At 73.6% G+C, this 15,734-nt stretch carries 12 protein-coding genes; 7 read left to right on the top strand and 5 right to left on the bottom strand.

The window, feature by feature from the left end; all coding sequences use genetic code 11:
* Positions 1-3: 3 nt before the first annotated feature.
* Positions 4-906, bottom strand: a complete 903-nt coding sequence (locus O7599_RS10595; RefSeq protein WP_281621884.1) for a lysozyme — start codon at positions 904-906, stop codon at positions 4-6.
* Positions 907-1,289: 383 nt separating this feature from the next.
* Here O7599_RS10595 and O7599_RS10590 point away from each other — a divergent pair, with 383 nt between their 5' ends.
* On the top strand, positions 1,290-1,790 hold the full coding sequence (locus O7599_RS10590) for an HAD domain-containing protein (RefSeq protein ID WP_281621883.1): 501 nt from the start codon (positions 1,290-1,292) through the stop codon (positions 1,788-1,790).
* Positions 1,791-1,826: 36 nt separating this feature from the next.
* Here the strand turns inward: O7599_RS10590 and O7599_RS10585 are convergent, their stop codons facing one another.
* From O7599_RS10585 to O7599_RS10575, 3 genes are read right to left on the bottom strand one after another with little or no spacing between them, the layout of a single operon-like run.
* Positions 1,827-3,683, bottom strand: a complete 1,857-nt coding sequence (locus O7599_RS10585; protein ID WP_281621882.1) for an ABC transporter ATP-binding protein — start codon at positions 3,681-3,683, stop codon at positions 1,827-1,829.
* The gene (locus O7599_RS10580) at positions 3,680-5,695 is read right to left on the bottom strand and encodes an ABC transporter ATP-binding protein (RefSeq protein WP_281621881.1); all 2,016 of its coding nucleotides are present in this window, start codon (positions 5,693-5,695) and stop codon (positions 3,680-3,682) included. Before O7599_RS10580 ends, O7599_RS10585 begins: the two co-directional genes overlap by 4 nt.
* Before the next feature lie 34 nt (positions 5,696-5,729).
* Complete coding sequence (locus O7599_RS10575; protein WP_348652601.1) at positions 5,730-6,995, bottom strand: MFS transporter; 1,266 nt, start codon at positions 6,993-6,995, stop codon at positions 5,730-5,732.
* 319 nt (positions 6,996-7,314) lie between these two features.
* Here O7599_RS10575 and O7599_RS10570 point away from each other — a divergent pair, with 319 nt between their 5' ends.
* The 5 genes from O7599_RS10570 to O7599_RS10550 all read left to right on the top strand — a co-directional run bounded on the left by O7599_RS10570 (position 7,315) and on the right by O7599_RS10550 (position 13,051).
* Positions 7,315-8,559: an Ig-like domain-containing protein gene (locus O7599_RS10570; protein ID WP_281621879.1), complete on the top strand. Its 1,245-nt coding sequence runs from the start codon at positions 7,315-7,317 to the stop codon at positions 8,557-8,559.
* A gap of 78 nt (positions 8,560-8,637) precedes the next feature.
* Entirely contained in the window at positions 8,638-9,405 is a 768-nt protein-coding gene (locus O7599_RS10565; RefSeq protein WP_281621878.1) for an enoyl-CoA hydratase-related protein, read from the top strand.
* Between the two features lie 292 nt (positions 9,406-9,697).
* Positions 9,698-10,279, top strand: a complete 582-nt coding sequence (locus O7599_RS10560; protein ID WP_281621877.1) for an ATP-binding protein — start codon at positions 9,698-9,700, stop codon at positions 10,277-10,279.
* Positions 10,280-10,313: 34 nt separating this feature from the next.
* Positions 10,314-10,775 (top strand): PaaI family thioesterase, encoded by a 462-nt coding sequence (locus tag O7599_RS10555; RefSeq protein ID WP_281621876.1) that lies wholly within the window; start codon positions 10,314-10,316, stop codon positions 10,773-10,775.
* Positions 10,776-10,852: 77 nt separating this feature from the next.
* Positions 10,853-13,051, top strand: a complete 2,199-nt coding sequence (locus O7599_RS10550) for a tetratricopeptide repeat protein (RefSeq protein WP_281621875.1) — start codon at positions 10,853-10,855, stop codon at positions 13,049-13,051.
* A gap of 62 nt (positions 13,052-13,113) precedes the next feature.
* Here the strand turns inward: O7599_RS10550 and O7599_RS10545 are convergent, their stop codons facing one another.
* Positions 13,114-13,686 carry a TIGR03086 family metal-binding protein gene (locus tag O7599_RS10545; RefSeq protein WP_281621874.1) on the bottom strand — a complete coding sequence of 191 codons (573 nt, stop codon included), beginning with the start codon at positions 13,684-13,686 and terminating at the stop codon, positions 13,114-13,116.
* 225 nt (positions 13,687-13,911) lie between these two features.
* Here O7599_RS10545 and O7599_RS10540 point away from each other — a divergent pair, with 225 nt between their 5' ends.
* Positions 13,912-15,723 carry a GAF domain-containing protein gene (locus O7599_RS10540; protein WP_281621873.1) on the top strand — a complete coding sequence of 604 codons (1,812 nt, stop codon included), beginning with the start codon at positions 13,912-13,914 and terminating at the stop codon, positions 15,721-15,723.
* The last annotated feature ends 11 nt before the right edge of the window (positions 15,724-15,734 follow it).

Here is a 15,734-nt window from a genome sequence, read left to right as displayed (position 1 = left end):
GGGCTACGGGGTGTTGTTCGCCAGCGCCAGCAGCCGGGCGCGCGAACCGTTGAACTTGTTGCGGTCGACGTTGCCGGAGATGCCGGAGACCCGCCCGGTGCTCGTGTACTGCCACACCGTGTAGAAGGGGAAGCCGCCCGGGAGCGACGGGTTGTGCGCGGAGGTCCAGTGCGCGACCCACAGCGGGCTGCGCGAGGACATGCCGTTCCAGCCGCCGGTGCAACTGTTCCACCAGCTCGGGCTGGTGTAGATGACCACGTCACGGCTGGTCCGCGACTTGTAGGTGTTGTAGAAGTCGAGGATCCAGTTGCGCATCGCGGACTGCGAGAGCCCGTAGCAGGCGGAGCCGGAGGGGTTGTTCTCGATGTCCAGCACGCCGGGCAGGGTCAGGTTGTCGCGGGACCAGGCGCCGCCGTTGGAGGCGAAGAAGTTGGCCTGGGCGGCGCCGCTGGAGGAGTTCGGCCGGGCGAAGTGGTAGGCGCCGCGGATGACGCCGGCGCGGTACGCCGCCGGGTAGTTGGTGTTGAACCGCGGGTCCTTGTAGGTCGTCCCCTCGGTCGCCTTCATCCAGGCGAACTGGATGCCGGCGTTGCGCACCGACGTCCAGTTGATGCTGCCCTGCCAGTGCGAGACGTCGATGCCCTGCACGCCGCTGGTGTGGTCCCTCGGGCTGACGTCAGGGGACGACTGGTCCGCGTCCACGCCCATGCCCATGTATGCGTGGCCGAGCGGCACGGGGTTCTTCTTCTTCCTGTCGGCGTCGTCCGCAGGCGAGGACGCGGCCGACGGTGCGGTGAGCCCCGCGACCAGGGCGAGGGATGCGCCGAGGACGACGGCGGCGCCGGCGCGGGTGCGGCCGGCGCGGCGCGAGAAGAGGCGGTGGGTCAGTGATCTGTTCACGTGCATCGCGGCCTCCTGGCACTCGTGTGCTCTGTGGGGGTGGGGAGAGGCGGTGCTGGTGCTGCTGTACGGACAGACCGGTGTTCTGATGCGAACACGACAAGAGTGACGCATAGGAACGCCTGCCTGAGAAGGGGGGACCGCCACCCTTTATGGTCCAGTCCAGTGACGCGTGCGCTGAGCTGCGGTTACCGGAGAGGGAATCGTCAACTTTCATGGCGTGAAAGCCGGAACGAAGAATAGCATTTCAGTCACGGAGCGTGCCAGAGTAGACACGCTGTGCACCTTCACCGGTCACCTTCGCGCTCCCACCCCCGAACCGCACCCCGACCCGGCCCGTTGGGGGCCGCCGGTGGCGGGAGATTGACGACAGGTCCTAGCGTTCGGGTGTGATCGGTTTCGTACGTCCGCTGCTTTTTCTTGACGTCGACGGCCCCCTCATCCCGTTCGGACCCACCTGGCACGGCCGCCCCGGTCGCGTCCCGCCGCCGGCGCCGGACACGGGGAACCCGCTGCTGGCCCGGGTCGAGCCGGCGGACGGGCCCCGGCTGGCGGCGCTCCCGTGCGAGCTGGTGTGGGCCACGACCTGGCAGGCCGACGCCAACGAGAGCGTCGCCCCGCTCCTCGGCCTGCCGGAGCTGCCGGTGGTGGACATCCCGGAGCACGCCGGCGGGCCCGGACGCGGCGGGCCGCACTGGAAGACCCCGCTCCTGGTCGACTGGGCGGCCGGCCGTCCGTTCGCCTGGGTGGACGACGAGATCACCGACGCCGACCGCGACTGGGTCGGCGCCCACCATCCGGAGCGGGCCCTGCTGCACCGCGTCGACCCCGGCCGGGGACTCACCGACGCGGACTTCGCCGCGCTCGGCGCCTGGCTGCGCGCGCTGTAGCGGCGGCCGGCCGCGGCCCGGCGGCCCGGCCGGAGGTCACAGGGTGCTGTCCTGCCACGCCTGGTGCAGCGCCGCGAAGCGGCCGCGGTCGGCGATCAGGGTGGCCGGGGGGCCGTCCTCCACGATGCGGCCCTGGGCCATCACCAGGACGCGGTCCGCGATCTCCACCGTCGAAAGGCGGTGGGCGATGACCACCGCCGTGCGGCCGTGCAGCACCGTCCGCATCGCCCGCTGGACCGCCTGTTCACCGGGGATGTCCAGCGACGACGTGGCCTCGTCGAGGATCACCACCGCCGGGTCGGCCAGCAGCGCGCGGGCGAACGCGACCAACTGGCGCTGGCCCGCCGAGATGCGGCCGCCGCGCTTGCGTACGTCGGTGTCGTAGCCGTCCGGCAGGGCCGTGATGAACTCGTGCGCGCCCAGCGCCCTCGCCGCCGCCTCGATCTCCTCGCGGGTCGCCTCCGGGCGGCCGATCGCGATGTTCTCCGCGACCGTGCCCGAGAACAGGAACGCCTCCTGCGTGACCATCACGACGGCGCGCCGCAGCTCCGCGTTCCCGATCTCCCGCAGGTCCACCCCGTCCAGCAGGACCCGGCCCGCGCTCGGGTCGTAGAACCGCGCCAGCAGCTTGGCCAGCGTCGACTTCCCCGCCCCCGTCGAGCCGACGACCGCGACCGTCTGCCCGGCGGGCACCGTCAGGTCGAAGCGGGGCAGCACCTCGCCGCCCGTACGGTAGGAGAAGCCGACCTCCTCGAAGCGGACCTCCCGGCCCGGCAGCCCCTCCGGGCGCGCCGGCAGCGGGCGCGGCTCCGCCGGCTCCGCCACGCCCGGCCGCTGCGCCAGCAGCCCGGCGATCTTCTGCAGCGACGCCGCCGCCGACTGGTAGGAGTTGAGGAACATCCCGAGCCGGTCGATCGGGTCGTACAGCCGCCGCAGGTACAGCACCGCCGCGGCCAGCACCCCCAGCGCCAGCTCGTCCTCCGCCACCCGGTACGCGCCCCACAGCACGATCGCGGCGACCGCGAAGTTCGCCGTCAGCCGGGAGGAGACGACGTACCGGGCCATCTCGAGGATGGAGTCGCCGTTGACCCGCTCGTGGTGCCCGTTGAGCCGGTCGAAGTCCTCGTCGTTCGCCCGTTCCCGGCGGAACGCCTGGACGGGCCGGATGCCGTTCATCGTCTCGACGAACTTCACGATCACCTGTGCGATGGCCGTCGACCGCTTGGTGTAGATCTTGATCGACCGCCGCTGGAAGCTGCGGATCAGCGCGTACAGCGGCACGAACGACAGCAGCGCCGCCCCGCCGAGCCCCAGGTCCAGCCAGAGCAGCAGCGCGGCGATGTACACCACCTGGAGCACGACGACGATCAGCTCCTGCAGCCCCTCGCTCAGCAGCTCGCGCAGCGACTCCACGTCGCTGGTGGAGCGGGAGATGAGCCGGCCGGAGGTGTAGCGGTCGTGGAAGTCGACGTCGAGGGCCTGCGCGTGGCGGAAGATCCGCCCGCGCAGGTCGAGCAGCACGTCCTGGTTGATGCGCGCGGCGGCGCGCACGAAGGTGTGCTGGAGCAGCCCGGAGGCCAGCGCGCAGACCGCGTACGCGACGCCGACGGCGATCAGCGGGCCGTGGTCGTCGCGCCGCAGCGCGGGCACGGCGTGGTCGATGGCGTACGCGACGAGCAGCGGGCCTGCCTGCACCGCGGCCTGCTGCAGCAGGATCAGCACGGCCGCGGCGGCGACCCGGCGCCGGTGCGGGGCGAGCAGGGAGCCCAGCAGCGTGCGGGACGCGCCGTCCGGCGCGGGCAGCAGGTCCTGGTCGAACGGGTCGCTCCGCGGGCGCGGGCGGTCGTCGTCCGGCTCCTCGCCGCCGGGTCTCTCGGTGACCGTCGCCGTCATCGCCGCTCCCCCTCCTCGCCGTGCGCGGCCCCGGCCGCGTCCGCGTCCGGTGTCCGCTCCTCCGTCACGCCGGCCATCAGCGCGCGGTACTCCGCGCTGCCGTGCAGCAGTTCGTCGTGGGTGCCCACCGCCGCGACCCGGCCGCCGGACAGCAGCGCGACCCGGTCGGCGAGCAGCACCGTGGACGGCCGGTGCGCCACCACCAGCGCCGTGGTCGTCGCCAGCACCCGGCGCAGCGCGGCCTCCACCAGCGCCTCGGTGTGCACGTCGAGCGCCGAGAGCGGGTCGTCGAGCACGAGGAAGCGCGGCCGGCCCACGATCGCCCGCGCCAGCGCGAGCCGCTGCCGCTGGCCGCCGGAGAGGCTGAGTCCCTGCTCGCCGACCTCCGTGCGGTGGCCGTGCGGCAGTCGGTGGACGAAGTCCGCCTGCGCGATGTCCAGCGCCCGCAGCAGGTCGTGCTCCTCGGCCTCGTACGAGCCCATGAGGACGTTCGCGCCGGCGGTGGCGGAGAAGAGCGTCGGTTCCTCGAACGCCACGGCGACCAGCGCGCGCAGCTCGTCGCGGGGGAGGGCGGTGATGTCGCGGCCGTCGAGGCTGACGCGGCCGGCGGTCGGCTCGTACAGGCGCGGGACGAGCGCGGTGAGCGTCGTCTTGCCGCTGCCGGTCGCGCCGACGAGGGCGAGGGTCTCGCCGGAGCGCACGTGCAGGTCGATGCCGTCGAGTACGGGCGCGGTGTCCGGCCCGGCGTCGGGGTGGCGGAAGACGACACCGGTGAAGCGGATGCCGTCGGCGGCGGAGGGCGGGGGCTCCGGTCCTGGCCCGGGCGGGGACGCGGTGCGCTGCGCGGGGACGGCGGGGGGCGCGGGGGCGCCGGGGTCCGCCGAGGCCCCGGAGTGTGCGGTGCCCGAGGCGCCCGCGGCGGCCTTGCGGTCCGCCGCGTCGGCCTCCGGCTCGTCCATCACCTCGAAGTAGCGGTCCGCCGCGGTCGCCGCCTCGTTGCACATCGCCAGCAGGAACCCGATCGACTCCACCGGCCAGCGCAGCGCCATCGCCGTGGACAGGAACGCCACCAGCGTCCCCGCCGACAGGTCGCCGTCCGCGACCTGCACCGTGCCGAGCACCAGCGCCGCGCCGATCGCCAGCTCCGGCAGCGTCATGATCAGCGCCCAGATCCCCGCCAGCAGCCGCGCCTTGTGCAACTCGGTGGCGCGCAGCTCACGGGTCAGCCGGCGGAATGCCTGCGCCTGGCTGCGGTGCCGGCCGAAGCCCTTGACGATGCGGATGCCGAGCACCGCCTCCTCGACCACCGTCGTCAGGTCGCCGACCTGGTCCTGCGCCCGGCGCGCGGCGCCGAAGAAGCGCCGCTCGAAGGACGAGCAGAGCGCCACCAGCGGGATCACGGGCGCCAGCAGCACCAGCCCGAGCGTCCACTCCTGCGCGAGCAGGACCGCGCAGCCGACCGCGATGGTGGTGCCGTTGACGACCAGGAACGTCAGCGGGAAGGCCAGGAACATCCGGATGAGCTGGAGGTCAGTCGTGCCGCGGGAGAGCAGTTGGCCGGAGGCCCAGCGGTCGTGGAAGGAGACCGGCAGCCGCTGCAGGTGCCGGTACAGGCTCGCCCGCATCGCCGCCTCCACCCCGGCCAGCGGGCGGGCCACCAGCCAGCGGCGGAAGCCGAACAGCGCCGCCTCCGCGATGCCGAGCACGAGGATGACCAGCCCGCCGAGCCACACGCCGGCCGGGTCGCGGTCGGCCACCGGGCCGTCCACGAGCCACTTGAGCACCAGCGGGATCACCAGTCCGATGCAGGACGCGACGATCGCCACGCCGGCCGCCGAGAACAGCCGTACCCGCACCGGGCGCACGTACGGCCACAGGCGCAGCAGCGAGCGCACCGCGGAGCGGTCCTCCGCGCCGCCCGCGGGCGGTTCTTCGAGGTCGGGGCCGGTAGCGGCGGCGGTCGGGGAGTCGGCGGGCTCGGGCTCTTCTGTGTGTGTCGCGGCGGCAGGCATCGCCTCCGAGCCTACGTAAGGGCAGGGTAAGCGCTCACCCTGTTTTCCCTTCTCCCGACCTGTCGGTCATACGGGGATCTCTTCGCACGCCGTCGGCTCTGCGCAGGTTGCGTATCGCCGGTACGGACAGCAGCGCGCCCGCCGCCAGCAGCGCCAGCACGCCGTTGAACACCAGCACCTCGTGCGCGCCGAACGCCCCCGACGCCGGCCCGGCGAGCGCGTTGCCGACCGGCAGCATGGCGACCGAGCCGGCGATCTCGTACGCGTTGACCCGGCTCAGCGCCGCGGGCGGCACCTGCGTCTGGACGCTCGTCGCCCACATCACGCCCCAGAACGCCAGCGCCGCCCCGGAGACCGCCATCGCCCCGGCGATCGCCGGCACCGGCAGCGCCAGCCCCACCGCCGCCGGCTGCGCGCCGAAGCCGAGCATGGCGACCGACCCCGCGCGCAGCGGGTGCGCGGGGCGCAGCCGCATCGCGACCAGCCCGCCGACGACCATCCCGGCGCCCATCACGGAGTTCACGAGGCCGTACGCCCCGGCCCCGTACTCCTTGACCACCTCCGCCGCCAGCAGCGGCACCGTCGGGCCCCAGGAGCCGATCATGAAGACCATCCACACCGCGATGACCGCCCACATCCAGGTGCGGGAGGAGAACTCGCGCCAGCCCTCCGCCAGGTCGGCCCGGAACGCCCGCCCCCGCCCGCCCCTCGCCAGCCGCGCGGGCGGCGCGTCGTCCGCCGGGCGCGGCGGCAGCCGCAGCAGCGCCAGGCAGAGGGCGCTCACGGCGTACGTCCCGGCGTGCGCGGCGTACACGCCGCCCGGCGAGGTGAGGCCCACCAGGGCGCCCGCCGCCGCGGGGCCGGCGAGCGTCATCGCCGACTCGGCCGTGCGGATGGAGGCGTTGGCGCCCTGCACGTCGTCCGCGATCCGCGGGATCACGCCGGCGACGCCGGGCTGGAACATCGCTGCGGCGATGCCGTTCAGCGCGGACAGCGCGCAGACCTGCCAGAGCACGACGCCGCCGGAGAGGAACAGGCCGGCCATCGCGAGCTGCGTGCCGATCCGGGCGACGTCGGCGCCGATCATCACGGCGCGGGCGTTGAACCGGTCCGCGAAGACGCCGCCGAAGATGACGAACCCGGCGAAGCACGCGGTCATCGACGCCATCGCCAGGCCGACCGCACCGGCGCCGTACCCGTGCATGATCAGCCCGGCGGCGAGGGCGACGGGCGCCATCATGTCGCCGAGCCGGGCGATGGCGCGGGCGACGAAGAAGAGGCCGAACTCGCGGCTGCGCAACGGCCGGCGGGGCGGCTCCGGGAGGGCCGGCGACGCGGAGGCGGAGGCAGGGGAGGAGGCAGGGGAGGAGGGAGAGGACGAAGCGGGAGAAGGAGCAGAAGAGGAGGTCATCGGGTTGCAGTGTCACCCGGCGCCCTCCGGGACGCCACCGGTTTAACGCCCCGCGAGCGCGCCGCGGGGCGAACATCAGTTGGGACCGAACGGTGACAATCGCGTGGCGTCACATCTCCGTGGCTGGGGATACCTTGAACGCAAAGGCGCGTTGTGGACCACGCGCGGGGGAAGTCAGGCTCGGTGTGGCCGAGGGGAGAATGCGGCGTTGAAGGTGGAGCGGATACGAAGGGTGCGTACCCGGCACAGCCTGGCGGCGCTGCTGACCGGCGCCGTGCTCGTCCTGGTGACGGCGTGCGGGGGATCCGACGGCGGGGACGACGACGACGGCGGCAAGGGCGGCAAGGGGGGTGCGGGTCCCCAGGGCGGCGGTGAGCAGAAGGTCTCGCAGGCCGTCGTCGAGATCACGCCGAAGGACGGCGCCGAGGCGGTCGGCACGCAGGGCGCGCTGAAGGTGACCGCGGACAAGGGCAAGCTCGTCTCCGTGAAGGTGGCGGACGAGAAGGGCACCGAGGTCGAGGGCGAGATCTCGAAGAGCGGCGCCGTGTGGCAGCCGGCCGGCCATCTGCGTACCCAGACCAAGTACACGGTGCACGCCGTCGCGCAGGACTCCGACGGCCTGGAGGCCGTCAAGGACGCCTCGTTCACCACCGTCGTGCCGGAGAACTCCTTCATCGGGTACTTCACGCCCGAGGACGGCAGCACGGTCGGCGTCGGCATGCCGGTGTCGATCAACTTCAACCAGCCGATCGCGAACACCGCGGAGGTCGAGGAGGCCATCGAGGTCACCGCCGACCCCGGCGTCGAGATCGACGGCCACTGGTTCGGCAACCAGCGCCTGGACTTCCGCCCCGAGGAGTACTGGGCGCCGGGCACCGAGGTGACGCTCAGCCTGCGCCTCGACGGCGTCGAGGGCGCGGACGGCGTCTACGGCCAGCAGCACAAGGACGTCAGCTTCGAGATCGGCCGCAGCCAGGTGAGCACGGTCGACGCCGACAGCAAGAAGATGAAGGTCGAGCGCAACGGCAAGGTCATCAAGACCATCCCGGTGACCACGGGCGCGCCGTCCACGCCGACGTGGAACGGCAAGATGGTGATCAGCGAGCAGTTCGAGGTCACCAGGATGGACGGCGAGACCGTCGGCTTCGGCGGCGAGTACGACATCAAGGACGTACCGCACGCGCAGCGCCTGTCCACCTCCGGCACCTTCATCCACGGCAACTACTGGGCGGGCCAGGCCACCTTCGGCTCGGCCAACGCCAGCCACGGCTGCATCGGCCTGTACGACGCGCGCGGCGGCGGCGACAGGTCGACGCCCGGTTCCTGGTTCTTCCGCAACTCCCTGATCGGGGACGTGGTCGAGGTCAAGAACGCCAAGGACGAGGTCATCGCCCCGGACAACGGCCTCAACGGCTGGAACATGTCCTGGGAGGAGTGGACCGCGGCGCAGTAGACGCGGACGGCGGGGCCCGGTGCGTGTGAGCAAGCGCACCGGGCCCCGCGGCGTTAGTGACCGCTAACGTGTGGTGGCATGACTGCATACCTGGAGGTCGCCGAGGGCGTCGGTACGCTGCGCCTGGACCGCCCGCCCATGAACGCCCTGGACATCGCCGTCCAGGACCGTATCCGCGAACTCGCCGCCGAGGCGGCCGGCCGTGACGACGTACGCGCCCTGGTGGTGTGGGGCGGCGAGAAGGTCTTCGCCGCCGGCGCCGACATCAAGGAGATGCAGGCGATGGACCACGCGGCCATGGTCGCGCGGAGCCGCGGTCTGCAGGAGTCGTTCACGGCGCTGGCGCGGGTGCCCAAGCCGGTCGTCGCCGCGGTCAACGGGTACGCCCTGGGCGGCGGCTGCGAGCTGGCGCTCTGCGCCGACATCCGGATCGCCGGCGAGAGCGCGAAGCTGGGGCAGCCGGAGATCCTGCTCGGGCTGATCCCCGGCGCGGGCGGCACGCAGCGGCTCGCCCGGCTGGTGGGGCCCGCGCGGGCCAAGGACCTGATCTTCACCGGCCGGATGGTCAAGGCGGACGAGGCCCTGAGGCTCGGGCTCGTCGACCGGGTGGTGGCGGACGCGGAGGTGTACGCGCAGGCGCACGCCTGGGCCGCGAAGCTGGCCAAGGGGCCCGCGATGGCGCTGCGGGCGGCGAAGGAGTCGGTGGACCACGGTCTGGAGACCGACCTGGAGACGGGGCTCGCGCTGGAGCGGAGCTGGTTCGCGGGGCTGTTCGCCACCGAGGACCGGGAGACCGGGATGCGCAGCTTCGTGGAGAAGGGGCCGGGGAAGGCGGAGTTCCGCTGAGCCCGCCCCGCGGGTGCCGCCGGCGGTTCCGCCGCCCCGGGCCGCCGGCGACGCTGCGTGACCACTACCCCCGGCCGGGGGTAGTGGACGTCCGAAGCAGGACTTCGGCGATGGCGGCGTTCCGGGGCCGTGCGGCCGGCGGCTGCCGGGGAGTTCGCGCAGTTCAGCGGGGTGGGGTAGGGGCCGTACGACCCTGGCATATGCCGGAGGGCGTTCACGGAACGTAGGCTTCCGAAGGACTTGTTGGCGCGGAAATGCTCCCAAAGGCGTCCGTCCGCGCCATCATGAGGCCATGGCGGGCCTTGAGGACACCCAGCAACTCCACCGGGAACAGCCGGCCCCCCCGGCGCCCCTCGCCGTACGGCGGCCGCACGGGCCCCTGCTGCGGCCGCTGCCCTCGCCCGCCTACCGCAGCTTCCCCACCGCCGCCCCGGCCGGCGCGGAGGGGGGCGCGCCCTCCGGCCCCGTCGAGCTGTGGGGCAACCCGGCCGTCGGCGAGGTGCGGCTGCCCTCGCGGCCGGAGTCCGCCGGGACCGCCCGTCGGCTCGCCGAGTCGGTCGTCGTCGGGCACTGGGGGATGTCGCCGCGGTTCGCCGAGCACGCCGTGCTGCTGGTCTCCGAGCTGGTCGGCAACGCCGTACGGCACACCGGGGCGCGCACGTTCGGGCTGCGGATGTCGCGGCGGAGCGGCCGGATCCGCATCGAGGTGCGCGACCCGTCGCGCGCGCTGCCGTGTCTGATGCCGGTGCGCGACATGGACACCAGCGGGCGCGGGCTGTTCCTGATCGACCAGGTCGCCGACCGCTGGGGCGTGGACCTGCTGCCCCGCGGCAAGTGCACCTGGGTCGAGCTGCGGGTGCCGGAGCGCGGGTAGGAGCCCAGCTCAACAGCCGTTACCGTGGGGTCACATGACGGACCTCGGGATCGACTTCGCGCAGCAGGTGCTCGACGAGCAGCCGTTCAGCCGGCTGCTCGGCGCCCGGATCACCGCGTTCGCGGACGGCGCCGCGACGCTGGAGGTGGACATCCGCGACGACCTGCGGCAGCAGTACGGCTACGCGCACGGCGGCCTGCTCGCCTACGCCGCCGACAACGCGCTGACGTTCGCCGCGGGCACGGTCCTGGGCCCGGCGATCATCACCGGCGGCTTCTCGGTCCAGTACCTGCGGCCGGCCAGGGACGGCACGCTGCGGGCCGAGGCGTACGTGGTGCACGGGGGCCGGCGCCAGGCGGTCTGCCGCTGCGACGTCTACGTGGTCGCGCCGGGCGCCGCGTCCGCCGGGGCTGCCGAGGACGGCGGGGCCGGCGGCGAACTGTGCGCGGTGGCGCAGGGAACGATACTCACGGCCCCGCAGCGCGCGGAGTCCTAGAGCGCGTTTCCCGCGGACCAACCGATCGTCGCCTGCCGTGTGTCGTCGACCGAGGCCGGTGCGGCAAGCTGAGGGCCATGGACACGGTTGACGCCGAACGTGACTACGAGCGCTCCGCGGCGCCGGGCCGGGCCGCGCTGGCCGCGGGCCGGTACGAGGAGGCCGCCCGCCTGCTCGGCGCGGCCGTGAACCTGCGCCCCGACCGGGCCGCGGCGCACGTCGAACTCGCCGACGCGCTCCGCGGGCTCGGCCGCGCCGCGATGGCGCGCCGCGCCTACGCCCGTGCCCTGGCCGTCGACCCGTCGTGTGCCGCGGCCGTGGCCGGCCTGGACGGCATGGACCGCGGACGACAGGAGCGGGAGAACTTCCGGGTCGGCCAGCGCCTGGCCAGCCAGCGGCACATCGGCCACTGGACCGTGCTGGAGGTACGCCGCGGCGGATTCGGCGTTGTCTACGTGGTTCGCTCCAGCGACAACGGCGCGCGCAAGGTGCTCAAGACCTACGACACCCGGCTGCTGTGGAGCGACGAGGACCGGGCCCGCTTCGAGCGCGAGGCGCTGACCTGGGTACGGCTGCGCCCGCACCGGCACGTCGCGCCCGCCGAGCACGTGGAGTGGATCGAAGGGCTGCCCTGCGTGGTCACCGAGTACGCCGAGGGCGGCGACCTGGCCGGTCTGCTGGCGGCCGGCGCGCTGCCGCCCGCCCGCGCCCTGCGGTTCGCCCGGCACCTGTGCGACGGGCTGCGCCACGGCCACGACCAACTGGGCCTGGTGCACCGGGACGTCAAACCGGCGAACTGCCTGCTGACGGGCGACGGCACGCTGCGCGTGACCGACTTCGGACTGGCCCGCGCCTTCGACTCCGCGGACGCCGACCTCCCCGGCCTCGGCGAACTGCCCGCCGCTGCACAGGCGTTGTACACGACGGTGGCCGGAACGCCGCGCTACATGGCGCCCGAGCAGTACGCCCCCGGCGCCGTGCTGGACACCCGCGCCGACGTCTACGCGTTCGGCGTGGTGCTCTTCCAGATGGTCACCGGTGTGCTGCCGCCCGCCGGTGTGCCCGCCGGGGCGTACGCCGGCCGTACCGCCGGCTGGCGCACCCGGCGCACCCCGCTCCACCGGCTGATCCGTGCGTGCACCGAAGCGGACCGGGAGAACCGTCCGCCGGACTTCGCGGCGGTGCGTGAGCTGCTGGACGGGGTGTACCGGAAAGCGCTCGGCCGCCCCGCGCCGGCGCCTCCCGAGACCCCGCGCCTGACCGCCGAGGAGTACGTGTCCAGGGCGGTGGGGCTCATCCATCTCGGCCGTTGCGAGGAAGCCCTGGGGGAGGTGGAGGACGGCCTGCGGACGGCCGGCCGGGAGGGGGACGGCGATGTCGTCCTCGGCAAGCTGTGGCAGGTGCGCGGCATGGCGCTGGGCAGGCTGGGCCGAGCCGGAGAAGCGGTGGCCGCCTACGATCACGCCGTCGGGCTGAACCCGCGGGAGCCGAGCGCGTGGCTGAACCGCGGGAACCAGTTCCTCGCCCAGAGGCGCCACGAGGATGCTCTGGAGTGCTACGACCGTGCCCTGGAGATACGGCCCGACATCGGCAACGTGTGGGGGGTCAAGGCCGACGCGCTGGCAGACCTGGAACGTTTCGAGGAAGCGGAGGAGGCTGCCTCCCGGGCCGTCGAGCTGCGGCCGCGTGACCCGAACATGCTGGTCATCCGGGCTCTGCTGCGCGGCCGGCAGTACCGGCACGCCGAGGCGCTGGTGGACCTCGACCGGGCCCTGGCCGTGGCGCCACGCTCTGCCGTGGCGCTCGCCAACAAGGGCAACACGCTCCTGCTGCTGTCGCGTCCCGCGGAGGCCTTCGACGTCCTGCTGCGGGCGGCCGAGCTGGAGCCGGACGACCCGAGCACCTCGTGCAATCTCACGCTCGCCGCCTACCGCCTTGAGCGCTACGAGGAGGCCCGGGAGTACTGCGAGAAGGCGCTGTGCCTGTACGGGGCCACGGCGGAGCTGCTGGTGCACAAGGGCCTGATCCACGCCAGGCTGCACGGGCACGACGAGGACGAGCTGGCCTGCTACGAAAGCGCCGTCGCGGCGGCGGAGGACGACGACGTCTGGCGGGCCACGGCATGGGGCCGGAAGGGGGCCGCGCTAGCGGCGCTCGAACGTCCGGAAGAGGCGCTGGCCTGCTACGACGAGGGCCTGGAAATCCTGCCGGACACCTCCTGGCTGCGGGACGGCCGGCAAGCGGTCCTCGAACGTCTCGGCCGTACCGACGACTGAAACGGGCCTGACCGGCGCGATCGCCTGCACCACGCCCCGGCCCCGCAACGGGCCCGCGCGGCTCAGTCGCGGCGCCCGGTCAGACCCAGCAGCCGCGTCTGCGCGTCCGCGCCGGGCGGCACCGGCACCGGGTCGGCGAAGAGCCCGCTGGCCGCCAGCATCGACGCCTGCGGCTCCACCTGCTCCAGCGCGAACTCCGCCAGCTCCGGCGGCAGTACGTCGTCCGCGCCGATGCCCCGGGCCAGGTCCCAGGAGTGCACGATGGCGTCGACGGCCATCTCCACGCAGTACGACTCGGCCTTGCTGTCCCCGTAGCTCAGGTGCACGGTACGGGCCAGGGCGACCGGCTCCGCGAAGGCGGCCCGGGCTTCGGCGGCGGCCTCGTCCCAGACGGCCACGGGATCGTCGCCGAGCTGGTCGCCGTCGTACTCGTCGCCCACCCCCGCGACCGTGTCCCCGGCGAGCAGCGGCGGCACCCACAACTGCTCAACGGTCATGTGGTTGACGAGATCGCGCACGCTCCAGTCCGTACACGGCGTGGGCGCCCCCCACTGGTCGGGCCCGACCTGGTGGACGTACCCGGCGAACTGGTCGAGCGCGGCTGAGTGCAGGGCCAGGGTCTCGTTCTCTGCCATGTGCCCACGGTACGGCCGGGGGCAGACGTGCGCCCCTCGCGCGCCGCGTCTCCTCGTCGCGGGCTCGTTCCCCGCTCACGGCCTCCACACTGCGTGAGGCTTTCCGCAGGCTCTCGCCGGATCGTGCATTCGGGTGACCGGGAACGGCTCCCGGAGCGTGACGACCTGGCTACCGTGGTGCAGGGAGGTGCTGTCTGACCACCCGGGGTCCTGTGGGGGGATGCGATGGCGACAAGCGGACACGGAGGCGGGCAGTTGCCCCGGCTCCAACTCGATCAGCTCCTGGACGAGCTGCAACTGCGCATCGACGAGGTGCGCGGCACGCGCGACCGCGTGCACAGCCTGCTGGAGGCGGTGCTCACGGTCGGCCGGGAGCTGGATCTGCGCCAGGTCCTGCGGCGGATCGTGGAGGCCGCGGTGGTGCTCGTCGACGCCGAGTACGGGGCGCTCGGCGTGATCGAACCCGGCGAGCGGCTGGCGCAGTTCATCCCCGTGGGGATCTCGGTCGAGGAGTACGAGCAGATCGGACCGCTGCCCCAGGGGCACGGCGTGCTCGGCGAGCTGATCCGGCACCCGGAGGCGCTGCGCATCCATCAGCTCCAGGACCACCCGTCCTCCTACGGCTTTCCGGCCAATCACCCTCCGATGCACTCCTTCCTCGGTGTGCCCATCCGGGTCCGCGACGAGGTCTTCGGCAACCTCTACCTGACGGAGAAGCGCGGCGCCAAGGAGTTCGACGGCGAGGACGAGGCGGTCCTGTCGACGCTCGCCGTGGCCGCGGGCGTGGCGATCGAGAACGCCCGGCTCTACGAGGAGGCCCGCCGCCGGCAGCGCTGGATCGAGGCCAGCGCCGAGGTGACCAACACGCTGCTCTCCGGCGCCCAGGAGCAGGAGGTGCTGGGCCTGATGCTGGACCGGGCCCGCAGCATCCTCAGGGCCGACCTCGGCACCGTCTCGCTGCCCGCCGAGGGCGCCGACGAACTGCGCATCGTGCTCGCCCAGGGCACCGCCGCCGACGGGCTCGAAGGGCGCACGCTGCCCATGAAGGGCACGCTGTCCGGCGCCGCCTTCACCCGGGTGGAGCTGGCGATCAGCGACGACATGGCCGGCGACGAGCGGGTACGCGCCAGCGTGCTGCCGGTCAGCGGCATCGGCCCCGCGGTCGCCGTGCCGCTGGGCACCAGCGACGGGCTGCGGGGTGTGCTCCTGGTCGGCCGCGAGCCGGGCGGCGAGCGCTTCGGCCCGGAGGAGACCGACGCCCTCGTGGGCTTCGCCGGGCAGGCGGCGGTGGCCATGGAGCTGGCTCAGCGGCGCCGGGACGCCGAGCAGCTCGCGCTCTTCGAGGACCGCGACCGCATCGCCCGGGACCTGCACGACCTGGCCATCCAGCGGCTGTTCGCCACCGGCATGACGCTGCAGAGCGCGCTGCGCTTCGTGACGCACGAGGAGGGCACGGAGCGGCTGCTGCGGGCCGTCGACGACCTGGACGAGACCATCAAGATCATCCGCACCACGATTTTCGGCCTGCGCCGGCACGAGCGCGGGGCGACCGCGCAGGGCCTGCGGCTGCGCGTGCTCAGCCAGGTCAAGGACTCGGTCGCCACGCTCGGGTTCACGCCCGCGCTGCGGACCGAGGGGCTGCTGGACACCGACGTGCCGGCGCCGGTGGCCGACCACCTCGTGGCGGTGCTCGGCGAGGCGCTCTCCAACGCCGCCCGGCACGCGGGCGCGTCGTCGGTCGACATCACGGTGATCGCGGGACAGGGCCTCGTCGCGCTCACGGTGACGGACGACGGGCGCGGCCTGCCGCCCGGCGGGCGGCGCAGCGGGCTGGCGAACATCGCGGAGCGGGCCCGGGAGCTCGGCGGCGAGCTGACGCTCGACCCTCCGGCGGGCGGCGGTACGCGCCTGGTGTGGCGGGTGCCGCTGGACCGGCGGGCGGCGCAGGACCGGGGCGCCCCGGCGGCGCAGGCGGACGCGCGGGAGGACGGAGCGGACGGCACGGACGGGGGCGCCCGGGACCCCGGGCGGGCCTGACCGGCGCGGCG

Origin of the sequence: Streptomyces sp. WMMC500, assembly GCF_027497195.1 — a bacterium.
GTDB lineage: Bacteria > Actinomycetota > Actinomycetes > Streptomycetales > Streptomycetaceae > Streptomyces.
The sequence above is the reverse complement of the archived record's forward strand: the minus strand, read 5'-3'. Positions and strand labels throughout refer to the sequence as shown.

Bases quoted from the DNA above. Each gene is read 5' to 3' on its own strand.
- O7599_RS10585 (WP_281621882.1), bottom strand. From the start codon at position 3,683: ATGACGGCGACGGTCACCGAGAGACCCGGCGGCGAGGAGCCGGACGAC.
- O7599_RS10595 (WP_281621884.1), bottom strand. From the start codon at position 906: ATGCACGTGAACAGATCACTGACCCACCGCCTCTTCTCGCGCCGCGCC.
- O7599_RS10580 (WP_281621881.1), bottom strand. From the start codon at position 5,695: ATGCCTGCCGCCGCGACACACACAGAAGAGCCCGAGCCCGCCGACTCC.
- O7599_RS10565 (WP_281621878.1), top strand. From the start codon at position 8,638: ATGACTGCATACCTGGAGGTCGCCGAGGGCGTCGGTACGCTGCGCCTG.
- O7599_RS10540 (WP_281621873.1), top strand. From the start codon at position 13,912: ATGGCGACAAGCGGACACGGAGGCGGGCAGTTGCCCCGGCTCCAACTC.
- O7599_RS10550 (WP_281621875.1), top strand. From the start codon at position 10,853: ATGGACACGGTTGACGCCGAACGTGACTACGAGCGCTCCGCGGCGCCG.
- O7599_RS10545 (WP_281621874.1), bottom strand. From the start codon at position 13,686: ATGGCAGAGAACGAGACCCTGGCCCTGCACTCAGCCGCGCTCGACCAG.
- O7599_RS10555 (WP_281621876.1), top strand. From the start codon at position 10,314: ATGACGGACCTCGGGATCGACTTCGCGCAGCAGGTGCTCGACGAGCAG.
- O7599_RS10560 (WP_281621877.1), top strand. From the start codon at position 9,698: ATGGCGGGCCTTGAGGACACCCAGCAACTCCACCGGGAACAGCCGGCC.